A 22,370-nucleotide genomic window follows, 5' to 3' on the forward strand; every position below is an offset into this window, starting at 1 on the left:
ACGTATCGGGCAGCCTCTGTATATATCAGCCGACACGAAGTTCGCCATGAGGAGGATGTTTGCATGATTCAAATATCCAATCTTGTAAAAGTATATGACACCGGAGACCGTGCCCTTCAGGGGGTGAGCCTTACCGTACCCCGGGGGCAGGTGGTAGCACTCATCGGTCCATCCGGAGCGGGAAAGAGCACCCTGCTCAGATGCATCAACCGTCTGGTCACTCCCAGCTCCGGATCCATCACCCTGGATTCTGTGGATCTTACAACTCTCAATAAGAAACAGCTCAGACAGGCCCGGACGAAAATGGGGATGATTTTTCAGGAGTACGCACTGGTGGAGCATATTACGGTGCTTGAGAATGTCCTTTCCGGCCGTCTGGGAAGCATGAGGATGATACCCAGTCTTCTTCGCAGATATCCCGGCGGGCTGGTGGAGCAGGCGTTAAAACTCCTCCGGGAGGTTGGGCTGGAAGATCAGTTCGAGAAGCGGGCGGATGCTCTGTCGGGGGGGCAGAGACAGAGGGTTGGCATCGCCCGGGCGCTCATGCAGGAGCCCAGGCTGCTGCTTGTGGATGAGCCCACCGCAAGTCTGGATCCGAAAACCGCCAGAATTATCATGCGGCTGATTATCAATGCATGCCGGGAGAGAAACCTTCCTGCAATTATCAATCTTCACGATGTCCAGCTGGCCAGACATTTTTCCGACAGAATTCTGGGGCTGGAGAAGGGACGTCTGGTATTCGACGGAGAGCCGGGTGAACTGAACGATGAAATCCTTACCAGAATATACGGTGAAGAGGACTGGCATACCACGCTTACCGGCGCCGGGAACTCAAGCCACGGTCTTGATTCACCGGAAAACCCCGTGGAGCATGTTCCGCTGCGCATTGAGGAGCGTATTGATGTCTGAGTTGAAAACCTGGACGCCCCCGGGCTTTTTCCCCAAAACCTGGCAGAAGGTTCTTGCATGGACGGTGCTGATTCTTTTCGCGTACCTGGGATCACAGTCAATCGAGCTCCGCATGGACCGTCTGATTGTGGGCTTTGAGAGGTTTCAGCGTTTTGTTTCAGGGTTCCTGAATCCGGACTTCCGCTCCCGGGGAGAAGTGATTCTCGAGGGAATTATCGAGAGTCTTACCATGACGGTGGTGGCCACGGTTATCGGGGTGCTGTTCTCCATACCGGTTGCGCTTGGCGGGGCATCCAATATTTCATCCACACCGGTGTATCTTTTCTGCCGTGGGCTGATCACCATTTCACGGACCTTTCAGGAGGTGATCATCGCCATCCTTTTTGTTGCCATGGTGGGCTTCGGACCCTTTGCCGGGGTGCTTACCCTGGCATTCGCCAGTGTGGGGTTTCTTGCCAAACTGATGGCGGAAGATATTGAGGAAATCCAGGAGATTCAGCTTGAAGCTTTACGCTCCACCGGTGCCCGCTGGCCCCAGGTGATCTCCTATGCGGTGTTCCCCCAGATCAGGGCCCGCCTATTGGGCCTTTCTCTCTACCGCCTGGATATCAATTTCAGAGAATCCTCGGTGATCGGCATAGTGGGGGCAGGGGGAATCGGTGCTGCACTGAGCACATCTTTCTCCCGCTATGAGTACGGCACCAGTGCAGCCATCCTGATGCTGATTATCGCAATCGTTCTTGTAACCGAATACATCTCCGGACATATCCGCAGACGCATAAATTAAAGGAGTCATGATCATGCCTCTGGTACAACGTCACACCAACCGAATTTGGAAGCGCCATACTCCCCGGGAGACCCTTCTGAGGTGGATTGTCACCACCGCATTGCTGCTGCTGTTTTTTATCAGTTTCAGGGTGATTTCTGCCAATACCCTCTGGGTGTTTGTTCTGGATGCACCCAGACAGGGATGGGATATTCTTTCCAGGATGTTTCCTCCAGAGCTTCCCTATGCCGGCCAGCTCTGGAAACCCCTGTGGGACACCATCGTGATTGCCACCTTCGGTACCCTGGGGGCGGTGATCATTGCGTTTCCCGTGGCCTTTTTCGGTGCAAAAAACACCAGTCCCGGAGGGGGAGTCCTTCGGCCCGCGGCCCTGCTTCTGATTGTCACATCCCGTTCCATCAACAGCCTTGCCTGGGCTCTCATGCTGGTAACCATTCTCGGTCCCGGAATCCTTGCGGGAATTCTTGCCATCACCCTCCGCTCCATCGGCTTTGTCAGTAAACTGCTCTATGAAGCCATCGAAGAAATTGACTACCGTCAGGTTGAAGCGGTGAAAGCCGCCGGTGCACATCCACTTCAGGTGCTGCGAATCGCCATTCTCCCCCAAATCATGCCGGCATTCACCAGCATCTCCATGTACCGCTGGGATATCAACATCCGTGAATCCACCGTTCTGGGGCTTGTGGGTGCCGGCGGAATCGGACTGCAGCTCCAGGCCTCCATTAATGTTCTGGCATGGCGGAGAGTGGCGGTCATACTTCTCCTGATCCTGGGGACAGTTGTAATCAGCGAACTGATCACCGCAAGGGTGCGGAAGAATCTTCTATAATATCCCAGCGGATTTGACTTCCAGCCCACATTGAGTACCATTTCGAAAGCACCAACAGCAGGACCGCCATTTTCGAATTACGCCTTAGTTACACGGAAAAGCGTCCAAATCATACGGCTGTAGCATTGTACTGCCAGCTCCCTGGAGCTACTTTCAGAGAAGAATTCTTTAGATACACGAGATTTGGAGTGGTGCACAATGAAAACGAATACGATGAAACCGAAGAAAAGGATCGATGCCCCGGGCGATTTTTTGCAGATCAGAGATTTTCTGATGAAAACCTACGCCATGAATCCCAGGGCGAACAACTGGCTTATAGATCGCTGGAATTTCTGCCGCTATGTATCCCAGACCTTTCACAAGACTACAGATATATGGCCTGAAACCCTGGGAATTTGGGTGGATGAACAGGGTGATATATGTGCGGTGGTGAACTCGGAAGGCGAAAATCAGGGAGAGGGCTTCTTCCAGTTTCGCCCCGGCTCCAGATTCGATGATGCAACCATGCATGAATTAATCGATCATGCAGAATGGTTTTTTCGCTGCAAAATACCCGGAAAACAGGGGAGAAATCAGAGGGAAACGGAGATCGGCGCAGAGTTGATCAATTTGAGGGTGAATCCTTTCGATGCGCAGCTGAAACGGCTTCTTCGTGCCAGGGGATTTGTTCGGCAAAACTGGAATGAGTCAACTCTCTCAATCTCGTTGGATAGCCTTCCATTTACTTCAGACATTCCCGAACTTCCTTCATCTGAATTCAGCATTGCCGACGGAACCCGGTTTTCCGACAGCATCCGGGGACTCGCCCATGGGCTTGCCTTCGGCTACTACTCGAACAACCATGCCTCCGACAACACAGCCGAATCTGCCTTCAGATCAATGCGGAGTGCTCCGGATTATCAGGATTACCTGGACCTCTCCATTCTCGATACAACAGGAGCAGTGGCATGTTTCGCTACGTTCTGGTATGACCGGGTGAACCGGATCGCAGTTCTCGAGCCGCTTGGTACCATACCCGAGTACCGGAGAAGAGGGTTGGCTAAAGCATTAGTGTATGAAGGTATGAGGCGGCTTTCTCGCTTGGGGTCGACAAAACTGTTCGTCGGCTCCGACCAGCAATTTTATTATTCTGTGGGTTTCAAAATGGAATACAAAAAGGAGATCTGGCAGAAAACCTGGCCTGGGCAAGCAGCCGCTGGAACCGGCAGCAGCGAGGAGTTGGCGAATGGAATCTGATTTGTACCTGGAGACAGACCGGCTCATAATTCGAAATCATCGTCTGGATGACTGGGAGGATCTGTATGAGTATCTATCCATACCTGAAATATACCGTTTTGAGCCCGGCAAACCTCTTACCCGTGAAGAGGCAAAGATCATTAACCGTCAACGCTGTGAGTCCGATGTTTTTCTTGTCGTAGAGCTGAAACAGAAGCAAAAGATGATAGGCCACCTTTATACAGCCCGACTGAAGCCTGATGTGTTTATGACCTGGGAGCTCGGATACATTTTTCATCCCCTGTATCAAAATAGAGGATATTGCAGTGAAGCAGCGGCTGCCTATTGCCGGTATGCATTCACCACCTTGAGAGCTCACAAAGTGACCGCGTTCTGTAATCCCCTGAATGCGCCGTCATGGAAGGTACTTGAGAACATCGGAATGGAACGTGAAGGACACATCAGGCAAAAAGCCTTCTTCCGTACAGACGAAAGAGGTAACCCAATTTGGCATGATGCATATGCATACGGAATCCTGAATCCTCTCCATGTTTGACTTTCCTCCAGCACTGAGTACCTTAGAGGCCAACATTAATTTGAATTTGTCAGATTCACTGCAATACAGCACTGAAAATTGTCAAGGTGAAACTACGGTAATTTGATGGAGGCGACATGAAACTTCAGGGAAAAACAATCGGCATGCTTGTGGGTCCGGGCTTTGAGGAGCTTGAATTCTGGGCGGTCTATATGCGCATTAAAGAGGAAGGCGCCGACATAAAGGTGATGGGGTTGAGCAAAAACGAGACCTATGAGGGGAAACACGGCGGTATGACCGCAACTTCCCAGTACGGTCCCGGGGATTTCGCCGCCGATGATCTGGATGCGCTGCTGGTTCCCGGCGGCTGGGCCCCTGACAAGCTCCGGCGGGTTGAAGAGTACCGGCAGCTCATCCGGGAGATGGACGCCCGGGGCAAAGTCCTTGGGTTCATCTGTCATGCGGGATGGTGCGCCGCAAGTGCGGGGATCATGAAGGGCAGAAAGGCCGCCGGTTCAGAAGGAATCAAGGACGATATGGAACATGCCGGCGCAGTCTGGCAGGATACTCCTGCCCTCATCGATGGAAACATTGTATGGGGCAGGGTGGTGGAAGATATCCCCGAGTACAACCGTCTGCTGGTGCAGAAGCTGAGCAGCTGAGATTTCGGGTGTCAGATTTCCCGGGTAATTGATTTCCGGGCTGCTGATTCTGCTACCAGTTGATCTCCTCCGGATATTCAATGCCGGGAAAGGCCAGATCAGTTTCATCACAATCGTATTCTTCAACTGCATCTGAAATAATCCGGCTGTATCTCTCTTGATCCGGATCCCGGGAATACTCAACCATGCGTTTGGTCAGAGTAAGGAGTTTTTTCTCCCGTTGCTCCCGATCCATTTCAAGCCAGCTGATATTGTGATTATCAATCAGCGGACTCTTCATACGGTGTATATCAATATTTTTCCGGTGCACAAGGTTCTTCCAGCGTGTAAATGAAGTTGGAGAGAGAACTCTTCCCACGGCACGCTGAAATTGGGCCTGGAGCATGCGGACCATGGCAATACGGGCATCCCATGCAGTTCGTGTATCTGTTTCAAGCTCAAAGTCATATTTCTTGCCGTTCACTTTCCGTTTATACAGTCCAATCAGCTCGTTCAGGGCAATCATGTTGAGGATCATCTCAGGAAACATAATGTTGCATGAATAGTGAATATTGACCCGGGGAAATATCTCCCCATGATATTCCATATGAATATCTTCAATGCCGTTGTCTCTTCGCAGGATTTTCAACATGTATCATGATTCGATTGTACACCGTATCGGCAAAGCCATGACAACCCTTTTCCGGATCTCTCCTGTACGGGCGGGTTCGCAGTTTTCCGGTTACCGGGTGCTATAGAGTTTCCCGCCCCGGTTTTCGGGTCCGGTTATCGGGTCCGAATTTCAGGTTTCAGTCCCGGGTGTCTGGTTCTCCCTTGCTGTTTAAGGCTGAGTAAATTAGTCTTGAAATTACAGCCCTGAGGGGCGGCTGCCGGGGAGTAAAACGGATGGAACTGATGCTCCATACCCCAAACCTTCAAAACGGCAATATCCGAATTTTCCTCCGTTTACCCCCTTTTTTCTGAATCCCTCAGGGATACACTTTATCAAATCTCTATATGAGATCATTTTCTTGATGGAGGAACGGACTATGAAACGAAAGAAGATGGGACTGTTGGTAATCATTATTCTCGCCTGCAGCGCGGTAATGACGGCTCAGGAAAGCGCCCTGATCCGGGGGCATTACATGCCCGGCAATTTTCAGGTGGGTGTGGATGCGGGCGCCCGGCTGAATTACTTTGATGGCCTGGGACTGGTGCTCTACCCGGAAGCTGAGCTGATGCTCGCCAAGGTTCGCCCCGGCGGTGTGTTTTCTATTGATATCGGCGGTATGGGTTTCGCACGGATAGGATTAAATGCCGGCGGCGTGGATCCTGGAGTGGAGATTGGGGCAGGAGGAATGGCCGGTTTTCATCTGGGCCTGAACGGACTGTCCGTCCCCGGTATGGAAGCGTTTGCTCCCCTGGATATTGTGGCCGCCTTCGGTGCGGGATTCGATATTTCCAATGCCCGCCTAGCCTTTGCTGCCGAATCGGGGCTTCAGTATTTTATTACCCCCAATATTGCAATCCGTCTCATGTACCGTCATTTTGGTTCCAACAGCGATGCAACAATCGGCATCGCCTTCAAAACCGGAAAGGGCGAGACAGGAGACACTGTGGATGTTGGAGCCGGATTGCGTGAAATTGAAGACGGCATTCGCATTCTCGAGGGTAATTCCGCCTTCATGCAGTTTCAGGCGTTTTACATGATGTCGCTGGGATATTACCCCTACGGTTGGGGAACTCTGGATGAGTATGAATCCACACGGTGGAAGATTGAAACCGACGACGGAGAGCTGATGACCGTATCCCGAGGACTGCTGACCAGGACCGGCGACGGAAGCTGGAATCAGCTGATCTGGGAAACTGAAGGTGACCGGGTTTTGTATGAGTTTTTTGTTGATACACGGGGCGATGTGACCGAACTGCGCTACCGATATCCCGAAGGCGAACAGATGGTCTATTATCCCCGGCGGAACGAAAGTTATCTGGAATTTGAGGAGGATTCCCGAACTCTGGAAGATTCAGAGTATGAGTTTGTGGGAACCGAGTCTGTCCGGGTTGAGGCCGGTCAATATGAAGCCCGGCATTACCGCTATGCCGATGATGACGGGGAGCATAATTACTGGATCAGCGAAGAAGTACCCGGCGGCATGGTGAAATACAGCTTCTCCCATGGGGAAGATCTGCTTCAGGGTGAACTTCAAGCCGTGGGCTTCCCGGTTACCCCCCAACTGGGAGAGTACTGAGATGAATATGCGGAACACTCTGGGTGTCTGTTTGATGGCGGCGGTTCTCATGCTGATATCTTCCTGCTCCTTCCCCCGGAGTGTCCGCTATTTTACATCCGCAGTATGGTCGGAGACCGGCGATGAGGTTGCCTACATCGATCTTGAATACCGGGAAATGGATGTGGTTCTCTCAAGCACTACCCGCAAGTGGAATGAACGTTTTACCCTGAATATTGCAGATTCCGAGGGCCAATATCTCAGACAGTGGGGGGAAGAATTTCGGGGCTGGCCGGTGGAAATCTATTATCTGAAGGAACAGGGCTATATCCTTCTCAGCTGGTATGACAGCAAAGGGGAATACGTAAGCATTATCCGGGAAGGTGGAAGCAGCGAACTGGTGGTCCCCGAAGCACGGCTGGGTACAGGCGATCTCATTCGTGCATTCCCCAGTCCCCATGGAAGCCTCATCGCCGTTGTCCGGGGAGAGATTGAGTGTTCGCCGGGACAATTCGGGACGGATTGCAGTTATGAAGAGGCGTACGGAAACAGCTTTGACGATCCCCAATGGTTCCCGCCCCACAGAGCCCGGCTGCAGTTTCTCGCCCCGTCAGATCTGACAGAGGTTGAAACATTCTCCCGGGAATTTGACTCCTACCTGGATTTCCGATGGGCTGCCAATACTCCGGACGCCTTTGGTATTACCGACGGTCTGGAAACTGCTGCCGACCTCTATGAATATGTGCTCTTTCACTCAGACGGCAGCGAGAGCATACACGAGGACAGCTGGGGAACCTTTTCAAGCTATCCGCCCACCGCCTCGGCAGCTCAGAACGCTTCGCACATACGGGTGGAAGGGGTGAACACCCGTCTGGAGTTCTCCCGGGTTCCCGCCGATGAACATGCAGCCTTCGCCGATCACCGGTTTTGATGCACCTCAAATGGATGGTTGAAACCGACGGAAAGACGACATATCAGCCGGCGGAAACCAACTCTTTCACCAACGGGTTGGGAAATCGGCGTCTGGGTACAATTGCGTAAAATGTTTCACGGATATCAGGGAGGCGATAAATTTCTTCCAGACTCCCGGATTCCAGTTCATCTTTCACCACAATAGGAGGGACTACCGCAAGAGCAGTTTTCTCCCTTGCCATGAGGCGCAGCATGGTCATATCGTTTATTTCCGCAGCGATGGTGGGATGTACATCCCAACGGTCCATGAGGGCATTGATGCTCATACGGATATTGCTTTCCATACTGGGGAGCAGCAGGGGTTCCTCTTCCAACAGGTTTTTTAGTTCCCGGGTCTGATACTGCTTCTCCGGATCTCCCACCAGACTTACCGGCTGATGGGAGATCAGGTGAGAAACCCATGGTGCGGATGAATCTCTTATGGGGGCATGGTTGGTGAGGGCAATATCAATACTGTGATTTTCCAGACTCTGAAGTAGGTACCCCAGGGACCCGGAAAGCACCTTCAGCTCAATTTCCGGCCGGCCCATCAGAGGACGGAGAAACCCGATTTGAAAATTCCGTGACAGAGTGGTAATTGCACCTACCCTGAAGACGTTTCGTTCCACAGCATGATTATGGGTAAGCTGATGTAAAAGTTCTTCTCCGGTCTTGAAAATACTGTCAGCATAATCAAGTACCAGACGACCGGCCTCCGAGAGAATGAGTTGTCTTCCCTGACGGAGAAAAAGCTGATGGCCCAACTGGGATTCCAGTATTTTGATTTGAACGGATAACGCCGACTGGCTGATATTCAGTTCCTCAGCAGCTTTATTCAGCTTCCCTTCATGGGCAACAAACCAGAAATATCTCAGATGATTATAGTTAATCGACATGCTTCTATTCTATTTTATATAAGTTTTTGAATCAAATATTGTAATTTTTATTATGACCAGTTTCCATTATTCTTCTCCATGAACAGTGAAGGTTACCGCCCCCGGCAGGCACCAGCTGGAATGAGATGCCGAATACCATCCGGGGCGCATTTCTACAAGGAGGATATCATGGAATGGTTAATGGGATTCGGATCCCGTTTTATCACCCAGCTTCAGTCGCCCACTCTGGCATTTCTCATTGGAGGTGCATTGATCGTGGCAATGGGAAGCAGGCTGAGCATTCCCAACTCGATATATCAGTTTATCATCTTTCTCCTGCTTATGCGGATAGGGATGAAAGGAGGTATTGAAATCAGAAGCGCTGAAATAGGTGAGATGCTTTTGCCGGCGGTATTTTCGGTGGCTGTCGGCATTATCATTGTTTTATTGGGTACGGGGTTCTTCTCTCTTCTGGCCAGGGTGCGTTGGAGCGACGGGACCGCCACAGCCGGCCTATTCGGTGCGGTAAGTTCATCAACTCTGGCTGCCGCCATGGTCCTTTTAGAAGAGCAGGCAGTGTTTTTTGAAGCCTGGGTGCCTGCGCTCTACCCGTTCATGGATATTCCGGCTCTGATTTTAGCCATCGTGCTTTCCAAACTGGGCACAGAGAAGGCAGGTACCCGGACATCAGCTTCCACCAGGATTCTTGATGTGATTAAAGAAAGCATTCAGGGACCTGCCCTCTCCGCCCTGGTGTTGGGTCTGGCACTTGGTATTTTTGCCCGACCGGAATCGGTTCTCGAGGGCTTTTACAATCCTATTTTTCGCGGCCTGCTTTCGGTTCTCATGTTCATTCTGGGTATGGAAGCCTACTCCAGAATACGTGAGCTGAAACAGGTAGCTCATTGGTTCGCCCTGTACGCACTGGCCGCACCCATTTTACATGGGCTTATCGGGTTCGCTCTGGGGTATGTTGCCCATATCCTGGCAGGGTTCAGTCCCGGCGGTGTGGTTCTCCTCTCGGTGATTGCCGCATCCAATTCTGATATTTCAGGACCGCCCACCCTCAGGGCAGGAATTCCTTCAGCCAATCCTTCAACCTATATCGGCGCGTCAACCAGCATTGGAACACCTGTTGCGATCGGTATTTGCATCCCTTTGTTCGTTTCGCTGGCGGAGATGGTGTTTGGGGTATAAAGATAGATAATAGGAGGTAGAAGATGTTTTACGATGCAATCAAGCTGATAATAATTACAGAAAAACTGATATCCCGAAAGGTGTGCGAAATAATCGAGGAGCAGGGGGGCAAGGGCTACACCATGGTTCCCGCCGGGGGCAGGGGTCTGCATCATTTTCATGCAACCGATTCCCGGGCCAGTGTTGTGGACGATTTTACCGAATTGAAGATTGAAGTCATCCTTTCCCACAGAGATCGGGCCGAAGCAATCGCTGAAAAGATCATGACGAGCCTGTTCCAGGATTATCCGGGCATTATCTACCTTGAGAATGTGAGGGTGATCCGCAAAGAGCGGTTTTAATGCCTGCCGAATATTAGTGCTTCAGTTTCAGTGAATATCAATTCCCCGAAAAATCCCAGCCGGGCAGGGCTTGCTTCAATGCCCGGCTGTCCTGGAGGTTCAAGGGAGCAGACAATCCCTGGTAGTTCTGAAACATGGCTGGAGGAGGCTGACTTCCGCCCAGGCTCTGAAGAATATCCGGTGGAAGCTCCCGGGAGGGCCGGGAGGATTCCAGAATCTCCTGAAGTGTTCTCGCTTCTTCGCTTTCTACGTATACAGGTGCTTTCGGAATTTCCGAGAATCGGGAACTCAGGTTATATTCGTCCATCACCAGCCCCTGAAATACATAGTATTGTTCCAGGTTGGTATTTAATTGATTCAGCTGCTCGGCAGAAAGGCTCCCCCGATCAGTAAGCTGATCATTGAGACTGCGCATTGCCTCAAGGGTCTGCTTGGTATTTGCGGCAAGCACCTGGGTGGACTCTTCTATGGATTCAAGCAAAGTTACAATGGTTGCCTCTGCTTTTCGACCGGGATTCATTTCCGCCCATAAGCTGAGAAGTTCTTTCTTAGTTTCCACACTCCGCTCGGTATTGATCAGATCATAGAGCTGAACGAACTCCTTCATCTTCTGGGTTGTATTGATCTGGTTGGCAATAAACAGGGGAACCGCAGCGGCAACAACAGTAATGATGATTTTCAGAAGTGATTCCATGAAAAACTTTGTGCGCGGGGATAATTCAGACATTGTGCCACCTCCGTAATTTCATCCGGCTATTCAGCCGATTATTCAGCAGCCGGCTATTCAGCCGGTTAATCTGGATAGAACGTGTATAAGGATAAAAAGGCGGGATGTGCAAATGGTTCCTGCATAACCATACACCTGCACCTATTATGACTCAAGGTTCAAAAGCTTCGATTTATTGAATATCTGAAAACTAGATCTGAAAGAAGAGCACTATACTCTTTCCGGTGACATAATGCTGAATCAGAGGTGTTTCAGTCTCAAATCCGCCCATGCTGGCGGATCCAATACCATATTGGCACTATGAAGTTTGAACCTTGGAAACAGCGTCACAAATATACACTCTGGGTTTTTTACTGCTTTATCTGCTTTATCTGCTATCAGCTTTGCTTCCAGCTGCTTTCTCTGCAGCGGTTTTTATATCTTCCAGATCCTGCTTCAGTCCGTTTATTGTGGCTTTTTTAAACATCCAACCCATCAGGATGTTCATCAGCTTCGCCGCAACAGAATTGGACGTTCCCTGAAAGCTCATGGTGAGCAGGGTGCCCGAATCATTCTCCTGAAGTTCGAATTTGCTGGTATACACTGCTCCGTGACTTTCGGCTCTGGTGGTATAGAAGTGCGGTTTTTCAATATCGGTTATCCACATTACTTCGGTCGCCTCTTTTCCGAACATGGTTCTGGTCTCCCGCCATTTAAACCCCAGCAGGTTTGCATTCCCCTGTTCGAGGACCTCGATTTTTTCAATTGCAGAGATGGTGAAGATTGAGCGGGGGATGTCGGTGATAATATCCCACACCGTTTCCCGGTCTGCTGCAATGTGAATGGGTAATGATATGTTCATCTCTTCCTCCTTCAGAGAAAAACTGTTCCATACGGTTTTGTGAATGAAATGCCCATGCCCCTCTACCATTCAGTATACGTGATGCTGATAAAAATTTCCTTGACCCGGGCACCATGATTACCTATTATTTACATAGCTAATTATTAGCACTACTAAACAAAAGGAGATAATATGTCTGATGCGGTATTAGTTATTGGAGCGTCCGGTACCCAGGGTGGAGCTGCCGCCCGTATCCTGCTCAAGCAGGGTTTTCATGTGCTTGCCGGAGCCAGAAATGTTCAGCGCCTCAGCGCACTTGAAGGGGAAGGTGCCGAAGCAGTGCATGTGGATCTGAATGAACCGTCCACTGTAAAGCAGGCGGGTGGGAAGGCCAGGTTCGCATACTTCCACATGCCCATGTCCGTAAGCGGTCCCGGATCGGTGGAAACTGAACGGAACGCCCTGACTGCCCTTCTTGACGCAGGTGTGGAACATATTGTGTACAATACGGGTTTTGCGCTTCCGCCGGAACCTGTGGGTTCACCCATGGATGAACGGATTAAACTTCTCCAGGATTTTCTTCAGGGAGGGAAGGTGACGGTTCTGGTTCCAACCGGATATTTGGAAAATTTCAATGCGCCATGGTCTGCACCCCGAATAGCCCGGGGGGAACTGCTGTATCCTCAAAAAGAGGATCTGAAAGTAGCCTGGGTAACCAATGAAGATCTGGGCCGCTGTGCCGCAGCGGCGTTCAACACCCCTAAGTCCCGGGGGCGCTGGCTGAGAGTAGCAGGTCCGCAGGAGCTGAATTTCAACCAGGCTGCAGATGAGCTGGGTCGGGCGCTGGGCAAAGAGGTGACCTTTCACAGAATCAGCGGGAAAGAGTACGCCGAACTTTTAGCCCCTCACCTGGGAGAGCAGTTGGCTCAGATGATCGGTCATGGGTATGAACAGATGGGGGAGACACAGAATCCTCTTATGACCCCGGACACTTCCGAAACAGAATCTCTGCTGGGTGTACAATTTACCTCCCTCTATGATTGGGCCCGCAGTCGGGACGAATGGAAGAGTTAGGAATGAACCAACCTGAGAGCAGTTCGCTGGCCCATCTCCTCCTTGAAACCATGCCTGCAATCATGGGACAGATCGGTTCAACTCTTCGAAGGGAAGCTCCGGTATCCCAACAGCTGCAGTTCCATATCCTGCGCAAGCTCAGGGAAGGACCCAAAGCCCTGGCGGATCTGGCCAGGGTGAACTCTGTCCGGCTGCCCACCATGTCAAGAAGCATTGAAGCCATGGTCAACCACGGCTGGGTGGAGCGTTTCCATGAGGCGGGAGACAGGCGCACGGTGCATGTAAGGATCACCCCCCGGGGAAATACCGTGCTGCAGGAAACCGAAGCCATCGGAATAGACAAAGCCGAAGATCTTTTATCCGGGCTCAGCAGTTCGGAGAGAAAGGGACTGATATCTGCATTGTCGAAAATACAAGCCAGACTGGATGAAGCCAAACAGGTTGAAGCAGAACAGGCTGGAAAAGACGGGTCAACGCCCTGCGGTGGAGAAGTAGCAGAAGTAACAATCGAGGCTGTTACTGACCGCAGCAAAATATCATTAAAAAAGAAATCTGAAGAGGAAAAAGAATGAAACGACCTGATATGATACACGACAGCGTGGGGTGGGCCCTGTTCAGGCTCCTGTTGCCCATGATTCCAGGAACTCTGAGCATTGTATTATTTAATCTCGCCGACACCTATTTTGTGGGCCAGCTGGGATCATTGCCCCTTGCAGCCATGAGTTTTTCCTTTCCGGTGGTCCTGATTTCCGGCGGCCTGTCCATGGGGCTTGGCATCGGTACTACAGCTCATGTATCCAATGCATTGGGAGCCGGTGACCGTGAGTCGGCTAAAAGAATCAGTTCCCAGTCGCATCTATTGGCCTTTCTGATTGTGCTTTTCCTGTCTGCGGCCGGATTGCTGACAATTGAACCGTTTTTCAGCGCTTTGGGAGCCGATGCGGAAACCCTGCCGCTGATTCGTGAATATATGACTATATGGTATTCCGGTCTTCCCTTCGTTGTACTTCCCATGATCGGGATAAATGTGCTCCAGGCCACCGGCGATACAAAAACTCCCGGCATAGTGCTGACGTTGTCGGTTATTTTAAATATCGCCCTGGACCCGCTGCTGATTTTTGGTATCGGCCCCATTCCACAAATGGGAATAGCAGGAGCGGCAACTGCAACGGTGATCAGCAGGGCTTCAAGTTTCCTGATTGTGGGGTATGTAATCATACGCAGAGAAAAGCTTCTCTCTCTGAATTTCGGAAATTTCCGGTCCATGCTGAAAGAATGGGGGGAAGTGCTTTTTATCGGGATACCTGCAGCTGCAACCAATATTTTGCTTCCCATATCTCAGGGGATCATCACCCGGATTGTCTCGGAATATGGTACTGAAGCTGTTGCAGGGTTCGGAGCCGCCACAAGAGTAGAGAGTTTTGCACTGGTCCTGGTTTTAAGCCTCAGCATGATCATTACGCCCTTCGTGGGAAGAAACCTTGGTGCCGGCAGAGGGGACAGGGTACGAAAGGCTCAGCTTCGGGGCTCCCAGTTCTCCCTTGTATGGGGGGCTGTAGTATTAGTGGTTTTTCTTCTCGCTGCGTCTCCCATCGCATCATTGTTTAACGATGATCCCCGGGTGGTCCAGGTTACTGCCATGTATCTCAGGATAGTTGCTGTGAGCTTCGGCGTGTTGGGACTGGTCAATATCAGCGCCGCCGCACTGAACGGTCTCAGGCGGCCTCTTCTGGCCGCAGGGATAGCGGCGATACGCATGTTTATATTCTATGTGCCCCTGGCTTTGGCGGGGAGTGCCCTGTTCGGACTTCCGGGTGTTTTCGCCGGCGCAGCCCTGGGAAATATTCTGGGGGGTATCAGCGCATTTGTCTGGTTTAGGAGGCTGCCGGTGCAGGCCGAAATATCCCAGCAGCGAAAAGCCGTATAGTGCAGAAAACATGACTAAATAACTTGACAATGTTTACATTAAACCCTATATTGTTACTATACTAGCTTTAGTATAGGAGGTGCCGATATGGCTCTACGACTTGGAGATGAAGCGCCGAATTTTACGGTGGATTCCACAGAAGGTGAGATTCGGTTTCATGATTTTATTGACGGAAAATGGGCGGTTCTGTTCTCACACCCTGCTGACTACACTCCCGTGTGTACCACAGAACTGGGGCGGGTCGCCCAGTTGAAAGATGAGTTCGCGAAACGGAATACCCGGGTGCTGGCTCTCAGCGTCGATCCCCTGGATTCTCACAAGGGTTGGATTGGAGATATCAACGAAACCCAATCCACAGAGGTGAACTATCCAATTCTGGCGGATTCGGACAGGAAGGTTGCAGAACTGTACGACATGCTCCATCCCAATGCGGAAGCAAAGGCAACGGTGCGCTCGGTATTTATCATCGGACCGGATAAGAAGATCAAGCTGACTCTGACCTATCCGCCCTCCACAGGCAGGAATTTCGACGAAATTCTCAGAGTCATAGACAGTCTGCAGCTCACCGCCGACTTTCAGGTTGCAACACCCGCTGACTGGAAGCAGGGAGAAGATGTGGTTGTGTCACCTGCAGTCCCCGACAGCGAACTGGAATCCCGATTTCCAAGCGGCGTGCGGAAGGTAAAACCCTATCTTCGCTATACGAAACAGCCTGTGTAAGCTGCAGGTTGTTGGGGGCTGTGAACAATAATAGTCGATACCGAGGGCCGGTACACCATGCCGGCCCTTTTAGCAGTGCACCAAAGCTTGTGAAGGAATATGATTTTGGGGCCGGTAGTAAATTCCCACTCTCCATGTGGGGCCTTATAAAAAAATCAACCCCATATCTGTGCTAAAAATGTCAGAAAACAGGTTTTCACAAGCTTCTGTGCACTGTATATATGTCACAATCGCTCGATGTTCTTCAGGCAGTCGTCCCCGTACTTCAGAATGGCCTTCTTCTCCTCAGGATCAAACCGGTCCCAGGTACGGTAGGGCATCGCCAGACGATGGTTGTCTGCCAGAATGGATCGGTTTCGATGAAGAAAATGCCAGTACAGAGAGTTGAACGGGCATGCATTTTCGCCGTGGCGCAGTTTTTTATTATAGCTGCATCCTTTGCAGTAATCGGACATTCTGTTGATATAGCTTGCGCTGGCGGCATAGGGCTTGGTTGCAACCTTGCCTCCGTCGGCGTACTGACTCATTCCCCGGGTATTGGTAATCTCCACCCACTGGAAGGCATCGATATACACCCCCAGGTACCAGAAGTCCACCTGGTCCGGATCAACCCCCGCAAGCATGGCGAAATTTCCGGTGATCATCAGACGCTGAATGTGGTGGGCGTACCCATGCTCAAGGCTCTGGCTGACCGCCTTGGAGAGGCAGTTCATCGAGGTTTTTCCATCCCAGTACCATGAGGGAAGGGGCCGGCGGGCATTGAAATGATTCAGTTTCCCGTAGCCCGGCATGCCGTTACGGTACACGTGGCGCATATACTCTCTCCAGCCCAGAATCTGCCGGATAAATCCCTCAAGACTAGCAAGCACCCGGTGATCATCACGGGCTTTCCGACCCCATTTTTGTACCGCCGATTCAATCACTTCTCCGGGAGATATCAGTTTGATATTCAGGGCAAAACTGATGAGTGAATGGTAGAGAAACGGTTCTCCGTCAACCATGGCATCCTGATAGATACCGAAGTTCTCCAGCCGGTTGGCAAGAAAATCATTCAACGCCTTTTGTGCCTGGGTTCGGGTTTCGGGCCAGTAGAATTCAGCGGCTTTGGGGCTGCCGAAGCTCTCAACTCCTTCCTGGCAGATTTCTTCCCACAACTCCTCTTCATTGCGCAAAGAGTACGGCATGGAGGGCAGGTCAGAGGCATCTTTCAAGGGGGAACGGTTTTCGCTGTCGTAATTCCATTTTCCGCCAACCGGTTGATCATCCTCCATGAGAATACCGGTTTTCTTGCGCATCCGGCGGTAAAACCGTTCCATGGTTGGGATCTTCCCGTCCTTTACCATGGGATCAAAGTCTTCCGGGGCAGAAATGAAATGCTCGGTGGAGAACTTCCTGGTATTTACGGAAGAGTGATCGGCCACGGAATCGGCCATGGAATCGGCCATAGAATCGGCCATAGAATCGGCCTGAGAAACAGTCAGAGATTCGGCAAGCGATTCAAGTTCCTTTTCCAGACGGTATTCATCGGGCTGCTGCCACTCAAAGCTCCGGGCTCCATGCATTTGCATAAGTCGGGATATATTGTCTTGAAAGCTATGGCCGTTGTCTGTATCTCCCAGGCGGAAATACCGTACCCTGTGTCCCCTGCTTTCCAGCTCCCGGGCAAATGCCCTCATGGCAGAGAGGACGCCGATCAGTTTCTGGGCATGATGCAGAGTGTAGTCGGTCTCTGACCGCTGCTCAGCCATAACATAGAGCGTACTGTCATCAACCCGGGAAAACCATGAATGGTGAATGTTCAGCTGATCACCCAGAATCAGCCGAATACGATTTACTGCAGGTTTTTCCCTGTGTTCGGCCCTTTCACTCATTTCAATCTCCATCCGGTTTCTGCCGCATCATCTGCCTATTTGAAATTATATTATGATTGATTCCCTGCATCATAATTTGAACTGGCTGAAATGTTTCTTCAGCTGCAGGGCATCCTGATGCAGGCGGTTGCTGCTGTCACCAATTGATGAGGCCATCTCCATGAGGTCGGTGACGTGCTCAAGGATCTGCCGGGTTTCGGCCTGAACGGAATCTGCGCTGTTGCTGGTCTTGTAGGATGCGCTGTCCACGGTTTCAATGCTTTTTTGTATCTCGCTGCTTCCCTTGTCTACGGTGGAGTTGTGTTCTTTTAATACCTGCATCCGGTTTACAATAAGGCGTGAACTTTCCTCCATTTGAAGGGATGCAGAGGCGATTTCCTCAAGCCCGGCAATCACATCGTCGCCCACCCGTTTCACCTGTGTGAAGGAGCCTGCAACCTGTTCAAGGCTGCTGTTACTCTCTGTAATGCTGGCGATGACACCTTTCACAAAATTGGAGGAGTTTTTGGAATTCTCCGAGGTGGATTCGGCGAGTTTCCGAATTTCCTCAGCCACCACACTGAATCCTCTGCCGGCATTCCCCGCATGGGCTGCTTCAATGGCGGCATTCATTGCCAGGAGATTGGTCTGAGCCGCCACCGAATCTATAACCGTATTAATATCTGCAAGGCTGTTCAGCTGACTCATCACTTCTTCCATGGCCTGGAGACTGCCGCTGAGACTGTTCTGGCTGGCCATTGTCACTTCGTTCAATGAACCGGCAGCGTCTTTTCGCGCCTGAGCGATTTCAGAGATATTCTTCGCACTTGCCAGCATCTCTTCGGCGGCACTTGATGTTTCCTCCACAGATTCTGTCTGGGCGTTAACACTCTCACGTAATCCTTCGGCAATTTTGCGCACGGACTGGGTTTCTCTGCTGGTTTCTGTGCTGTTTTCATTCAGATTGATGATCACTTGATTAATCTGGTCCATTTCACCGCTGATACTGGAAAGCAGTTTTTTTTCCTTCTCAACCAGGGTATCCAGATTCTCACTCTGATCGGTATTCCGGTCTGTACTCTCAACGGCTTCCTGGAGCACTCTCCGCAATTCGTTGATAAAGTGGTTCAGACGAACAAACAGCTGTCCGATTTCATCCCTGCCGGGTACATCCAGGATGTGTGTCAGATCTTTTTGGGACATGGCGGTGATTTTTTCCATGGAGTTTTCCAGCGGTTTGGTCATAATTCGGGATAAAAAATACACCAGCAGCATGGTGAGAAGCAGAAAAGGAACGGCAATAATAGCTATACGGGGAAGAGCCTGAATCACCGAATATCCAGCGGTTATCGGCATGAGGGTCACACCGATGGCTCCCATCAGAAATGCGCCCACCACAATGGTTACACTGATAAACAGTTTGGATGTGAGCCCTCCGCGGATTCGCTCAGCCATAAGGTTCTGTTCAGGTATGAGCTGTTCCAGTTCGCTGGAAACCCCCACCATCATCAAGGTTCCGAAGAACAGACCCACGGCGGCTGCATACATTCCTGCAATAATCTGAACTTCCGGGCCCGATCCGAAGGAGCTGTTGGCGTGGAAGATCAGAGAAAAAATCAGGTTGTTCAACGAGCCCCAAATCAGCAGCCCGTAGCGCAGGGCCAGCAGCCAGGAGGGTAACCCTGTGATTGAAAGTTTTCGAATAACGAACAGTATAGCCAAACCGGTGACCAGGGCAGAAACAAGAATATACGCCAGCGGTAATCCCGGGAGAGCGCTGAAATACGCCCCGGGAGTGGCCAGCCCGGTGACAATATCCGCAAGGGCAAGAGCCAGAGGGATGCTCAAAGTCAGGAGGGCATAAAAGAGGGTTATTTTGATTTTTCCCTGAACGGGAGTGTGTACAGAGATCACGAGTTACATCCTTTTGAGTGTATTGGCAGTGCAATTCACCAGTTCAAATTATTATTAACTAACTCAAGTATAATGCTCCCGGCGCCGGAAATCAAAGATTACGGAAAAATGGGGATTCTATCCGGGAACACAGCAGTATCCGGAATATTACCCGGAGGGGGAAACGAAGGCGGGCATGTGGGAGGCTGGGGAAGCGCCATCGTCTTCGGCATACAGGTGAACGGCCTCTTTACTTCCGGAACTGTCTCAGGAAAGAGACTGCTTCACGGTTGAAGTCCCCGGGGTTGACCAGGGGCGACGGGTCCATGGAATTCTCCAATATCCTGAATGTTGAGCTGGGGAGGGCTTCGGCGATTTTTCTGTTGATATTCACAAAAAACGATCCGAACCCGCTGCCCACTGTTATCAGCGCCGGCACCTCAAGAGCTCCCAGACAGTTCAGCGTACGGATGCGGTTGATCCCCCTACGGGCCCTGATCAGTTGGGTGAAGTCCGCCTGCAGGCATCGGGCGTACATGTACTCCCGGGCTGAAGATGCGAACTCTGCCTTGTAGGCAGAAGCCATCCCTTTTGCAAATTGCCTCCGTCCCAGAATACTGAACAGGGCAAACCCCAGAACCTGGGAAAATCCCAGCGCCCGTTCCGAAATGGAGTTGAGTTCTGCAAAACTGTCGGAAATGATCAGTCCGCTCACATGCTGCGGGTAATGGCAGCTGAAGTTCAGCGCAATGACACCGCCCATGCTGACTCCGCAGAGAACGGCGGAGCTCAGTTCAAGCTGTTTCAGCAGCTCCAGAATCTCTTCATTCCATTCATGCAGGGCATCGCCTTGAATATTCTCGCTTTCCCCGTGCCCGTACATATCCACGGCAATAACGAAGAACCCGTGCCTGGGAAATTCTTCAATCTGATATTTCCATGACGATATTTCTGCTCCCAGTCCGTGTATAAGAATGAGGGGAGGGTGTTCTCTGCTTCCGTACACCTGGTAATTGATGGTCTGCCCGCTGTCAGTTTCAAGCTTCATGTGTCTGCTCCTGCACATCCGGTTATGCCTGCGTCAGATGATGTACCGTAATTGTAATAAAAACGGGGCTGCCGTGGTAGTCGGCAGCCCCTGAGCGATACGGACCAAAGCAGATCCGAACTGTAGTTAAATTACAGACCGTTCACCGAATACACGGCGTAGCCTCTGGGCGGTGCCCACAATTCAACCCAACCGCTGGAATTGGCATATTTGCTTGAGGGCTGGTAGTTCTGGGAGCCGTTGGATGAGTACCAGGCATAGGACTTGAGGGTTTTTCCCCGCAGATATCCGTTGTTGGTCTGAACCCAGCTGCCTTTCCAGGAGCTTGGATGATCATTTATCACCACAATATATCCGGGACTTGAGGATGAGCTTCCGTATGCTCCGTAGATGAGAAGATCGCCGTCATTGGTTTTCAGCTGCTCAATGGAGGGCGCTCCCCCGCCAGCTGACCACGGACCCATACCAGCTGATCAATACCGTTGCCCCATTGACCGCCCAGATCATCCAATCCGTAGTCGAAATAGTCCTTGTACCAGATCATGGGATATCCCTGGTAGGTCAGGATAAAGGCGTATGCCAGCATCTTGTCATTATAAATCTCATCGGTATCGTGATTACCCACAAATGTCACTGCACGGTAGGGATTTTTGGATGCAAAACTTTTGGAGTGATCCACCAGGTTGGGAAGGTATCCGCCGCCGGAGGTATTGTTGCAGATATCTGCAAGGGTATAGTAGGTGGCAAAATCGAAGGCGGACATGTTCGCCTCCCGGGTCCACCAGTCCAGGGTTGAAGTGTTTGAATCCCAGTACTCGCCCACGGAAAAGGGACTTCCGGTTGCAGCCTTCATATCTTTAACAACCCAGGGATAGATTCCCTTCACATAATCAAAGCGCCATTGGTCAAACCCGGCGTTGTTATCGTTCATCAGCCAGTTCATCCAGTCCTTCATATCGTTATAGGGACTTCCGGAAGTATAGGTCACATCAGGATAGCCCCCGAATGCACCTGAATCGTTTGAGCTGTAATTGTTGGGATGAAAATCGTACCAATGCCACCTGGCCTCTCCCGAAGCAACCTGTGAAAAATCAGTCCAGGTATTGGAGTTTGTAACCGGATTCCATTCGGACTGACCTCCTGAGCGGTGGTTGAGCACAATATCCGCCATTACTTCGATGCCGTAGGAATGATACCGGCTGATTGCGGACTTCAGCTCCTGCTGGGAACCGAAGCGGGTTTCTACTGTTCCTTTCTGATAATACTGCCCGAGGTCATAATAGTCATAGGGATCGTATCCCATGGAATACCCACCGCCTTCCGCCTTGGATGCAGGGGGAAACCAGATAACGTCAATTCCGTACCCGCCGGACATATTTGCAAGGTCGTCGGCTTTATTTTTCAGGGTATTGTACCAGTTGCCGCCTCCGGGGACATCCCAGTAAAAACCCTGCATCATTACACCTGAGTTGTTTCCCACCCCCCGGGAAGCAAGATCGGCATTCTGAGACGATTCGGGCATCAGCCCGTTTGAACAGGACACAAGAAATAGCGCAAGAGCTATCGCAAGCATCGACTTAATCAATACTTTCATACGAGTCTCCAATACTTTGTTTTGTTATAGCAAAAGCGCTTTCCCCAATTACAAGCATGCTACGCCCACTTTCCTGTTTTTGCAAGGAAAATCTCTTAACCTTCTATTGTACAACGATTTATTGTGTTTCTGTATTGGGGTATTGGTGGGAATGTACTTTTTGGAAGCGTTTCCACTCTGATGTCTTTGGATATTCAGTAGTCGATTTT

The 22,370-nt window shown here is 51.0% G+C and carries 23 protein-coding genes; 14 read left to right on the plus strand and 9 right to left on the minus strand.

Annotated features, from left to right (window positions below):
• Positions 1-63: 63 nt before the first annotated feature.
• From phnC to L21SP2_RS07225, 6 genes are all read left to right on the plus strand, one after another.
• A complete protein-coding gene (gene phnC, locus L21SP2_RS07200) occupies positions 64-909 on the plus strand; it encodes a phosphonate ABC transporter ATP-binding protein (RefSeq protein WP_024267842.1) in 846 nt (281 codons plus the stop codon).
• Complete coding sequence (phnE, locus tag L21SP2_RS07205; RefSeq protein ID WP_024267843.1) at positions 902-1,696, plus strand: phosphonate ABC transporter, permease protein PhnE; 795 nt, start codon at positions 902-904, stop codon at positions 1,694-1,696. The genes phnC and phnE (L21SP2_RS07205) overlap by 8 nt, the downstream gene beginning before the upstream one ends.
• 13 nt (positions 1,697-1,709) lie before the next feature.
• Complete coding sequence (gene phnE / locus L21SP2_RS07210; protein ID WP_024267844.1) at positions 1,710-2,525, plus strand: phosphonate ABC transporter, permease protein PhnE; 816 nt, start codon at positions 1,710-1,712, stop codon at positions 2,523-2,525.
• Between the two features lie 198 nt (positions 2,526-2,723).
• Positions 2,724-3,761, plus strand: a complete 1,038-nt coding sequence (locus L21SP2_RS07215) for a GNAT family N-acetyltransferase (protein WP_081719509.1) — start codon at positions 2,724-2,726, stop codon at positions 3,759-3,761.
• Positions 3,751-4,296 carry a GNAT family N-acetyltransferase gene (locus L21SP2_RS07220; protein ID WP_024267846.1) on the plus strand — a complete coding sequence of 182 codons (546 nt, stop codon included), beginning with the start codon at positions 3,751-3,753 and terminating at the stop codon, positions 4,294-4,296. The genes L21SP2_RS07215 and L21SP2_RS07220 overlap by 11 nt, the downstream gene beginning before the upstream one ends.
• Before the next feature lie 116 nt (positions 4,297-4,412).
• Complete coding sequence (locus L21SP2_RS07225; protein ID WP_024267847.1) at positions 4,413-4,937, plus strand: type 1 glutamine amidotransferase domain-containing protein; 525 nt, start codon at positions 4,413-4,415, stop codon at positions 4,935-4,937.
• Between the two features lie 52 nt (positions 4,938-4,989).
• Here L21SP2_RS07225 and L21SP2_RS07230 read toward each other — a convergent pair whose 3' ends face one another.
• A complete protein-coding gene (locus L21SP2_RS07230) occupies positions 4,990-5,568 on the minus strand; it encodes a DUF6904 family protein (RefSeq protein ID WP_041401318.1) in 579 nt (192 codons plus the stop codon).
• Positions 5,569-5,965: 397 nt separating this feature from the next.
• Between L21SP2_RS07230 and L21SP2_RS07235 the strand changes: the two genes are divergently transcribed.
• Positions 5,966-7,165 carry an outer membrane protein gene (locus L21SP2_RS07235; protein WP_024267850.1) on the plus strand — a complete coding sequence of 400 codons (1,200 nt, stop codon included), beginning with the start codon at positions 5,966-5,968 and terminating at the stop codon, positions 7,163-7,165.
• Between the two features lies 1 nt (position 7,166).
• Positions 7,167-8,075 carry a hypothetical protein gene (locus L21SP2_RS07240; protein WP_024267851.1) on the plus strand — a complete coding sequence of 303 codons (909 nt, stop codon included), beginning with the start codon at positions 7,167-7,169 and terminating at the stop codon, positions 8,073-8,075.
• Between the two features lie 43 nt (positions 8,076-8,118).
• Here L21SP2_RS07240 and L21SP2_RS07245 read toward each other — a convergent pair whose 3' ends face one another.
• Positions 8,119-8,991: a LysR family transcriptional regulator gene (locus tag L21SP2_RS07245; protein ID WP_024267852.1), complete on the minus strand. Its 873-nt coding sequence runs from the start codon at positions 8,989-8,991 to the stop codon at positions 8,119-8,121.
• A 168-nt stretch (positions 8,992-9,159) separates the two neighbouring features.
• On the opposite strand from L21SP2_RS07245, the gene L21SP2_RS07250 reads away from it, so the two are divergent.
• Together L21SP2_RS07250 and L21SP2_RS07255 are read left to right on the plus strand one after the other, a co-directional pair.
• Complete coding sequence (locus tag L21SP2_RS07250; protein WP_024267853.1) at positions 9,160-10,167, plus strand: sodium-dependent bicarbonate transport family permease; 1,008 nt, start codon at positions 9,160-9,162, stop codon at positions 10,165-10,167.
• Between the two features lie 23 nt (positions 10,168-10,190).
• On the plus strand, positions 10,191-10,508 hold the full coding sequence (locus L21SP2_RS07255; protein ID WP_024267854.1) for a P-II family nitrogen regulator: 318 nt from the start codon (positions 10,191-10,193) through the stop codon (positions 10,506-10,508).
• Positions 10,509-10,545: 37 nt separating this feature from the next.
• Here L21SP2_RS07255 and L21SP2_RS07260 read toward each other — a convergent pair whose 3' ends face one another.
• Together L21SP2_RS07260 and L21SP2_RS07265 are read right to left on the minus strand one after the other, a co-directional pair.
• Complete coding sequence (locus tag L21SP2_RS07260) at positions 10,546-11,235, minus strand: hypothetical protein (protein WP_024267855.1); 690 nt, start codon at positions 11,233-11,235, stop codon at positions 10,546-10,548.
• Between the two features lie 367 nt (positions 11,236-11,602).
• On the minus strand, positions 11,603-12,076 hold the full coding sequence (locus tag L21SP2_RS07265; protein ID WP_024267856.1) for an SRPBCC family protein: 474 nt from the start codon (positions 12,074-12,076) through the stop codon (positions 11,603-11,605).
• A 171-nt stretch (positions 12,077-12,247) separates the two neighbouring features.
• Here L21SP2_RS07265 and L21SP2_RS07270 point away from each other — a divergent pair, with 171 nt between their 5' ends.
• The 4 genes from L21SP2_RS07270 to L21SP2_RS07285 all read left to right on the plus strand — a co-directional run bounded on the left by L21SP2_RS07270 (position 12,248) and on the right by L21SP2_RS07285 (position 15,776).
• Positions 12,248-13,129 (plus strand): SDR family oxidoreductase, encoded by an 882-nt coding sequence (locus L21SP2_RS07270; protein ID WP_024267857.1) that lies wholly within the window; start codon positions 12,248-12,250, stop codon positions 13,127-13,129.
• A 2-nt stretch (positions 13,130-13,131) separates the two neighbouring features.
• The gene (locus L21SP2_RS07275) at positions 13,132-13,701 is read left to right on the plus strand and encodes a MarR family winged helix-turn-helix transcriptional regulator (protein ID WP_024267858.1); all 570 of its coding nucleotides are present in this window, start codon (positions 13,132-13,134) and stop codon (positions 13,699-13,701) included.
• Complete coding sequence (locus L21SP2_RS07280) at positions 13,698-15,056, plus strand: MATE family efflux transporter (protein WP_024267859.1); 1,359 nt, start codon at positions 13,698-13,700, stop codon at positions 15,054-15,056. The genes L21SP2_RS07275 and L21SP2_RS07280 overlap by 4 nt, the downstream gene beginning before the upstream one ends.
• 87 nt (positions 15,057-15,143) lie before the next feature.
• Positions 15,144-15,776, plus strand: coding sequence for a peroxiredoxin (locus tag L21SP2_RS07285; RefSeq protein ID WP_024267860.1), 633 nt, complete (start codon positions 15,144-15,146; stop codon positions 15,774-15,776).
• A gap of 224 nt (positions 15,777-16,000) precedes the next feature.
• Here the strand turns inward: L21SP2_RS07285 and L21SP2_RS07290 are convergent, their stop codons facing one another.
• From L21SP2_RS07290 to L21SP2_RS07305, 5 genes are all read right to left on the minus strand, one after another.
• A complete protein-coding gene (locus tag L21SP2_RS07290; protein ID WP_081719702.1) occupies positions 16,001-17,647 on the minus strand; it encodes a cryptochrome/photolyase family protein in 1,647 nt (548 codons plus the stop codon).
• Positions 17,648-17,716: 69 nt separating this feature from the next.
• Complete coding sequence (locus L21SP2_RS07295; protein WP_024267862.1) at positions 17,717-19,540, minus strand: methyl-accepting chemotaxis protein; 1,824 nt, start codon at positions 19,538-19,540, stop codon at positions 17,717-17,719.
• Positions 19,541-19,769: 229 nt separating this feature from the next.
• Positions 19,770-20,567, minus strand: a complete 798-nt coding sequence (locus tag L21SP2_RS07300) for an alpha/beta fold hydrolase (RefSeq protein WP_024267864.1) — start codon at positions 20,565-20,567, stop codon at positions 19,770-19,772.
• Positions 20,568-20,698: 131 nt separating this feature from the next.
• Positions 20,699-21,031 carry an alpha-amylase domain-containing protein gene (locus tag L21SP2_RS18675; protein WP_053335620.1) on the minus strand — a complete coding sequence of 111 codons (333 nt, stop codon included), beginning with the start codon at positions 21,029-21,031 and terminating at the stop codon, positions 20,699-20,701.
• Positions 20,983-22,161, minus strand: coding sequence for an alpha-amylase family glycosyl hydrolase (locus tag L21SP2_RS07305; RefSeq protein ID WP_211233435.1), 1,179 nt, complete (start codon positions 22,159-22,161; stop codon positions 20,983-20,985). The genes L21SP2_RS18675 and L21SP2_RS07305 overlap by 49 nt, the downstream gene beginning before the upstream one ends.
• Between the last annotated feature and the right edge of the window lie 209 nt (positions 22,162-22,370).

The organism is Salinispira pacifica, from assembly GCF_000507245.1.
GTDB lineage: Bacteria > Spirochaetota > Spirochaetia > DSM-27196 > Salinispiraceae > Salinispira > Salinispira pacifica.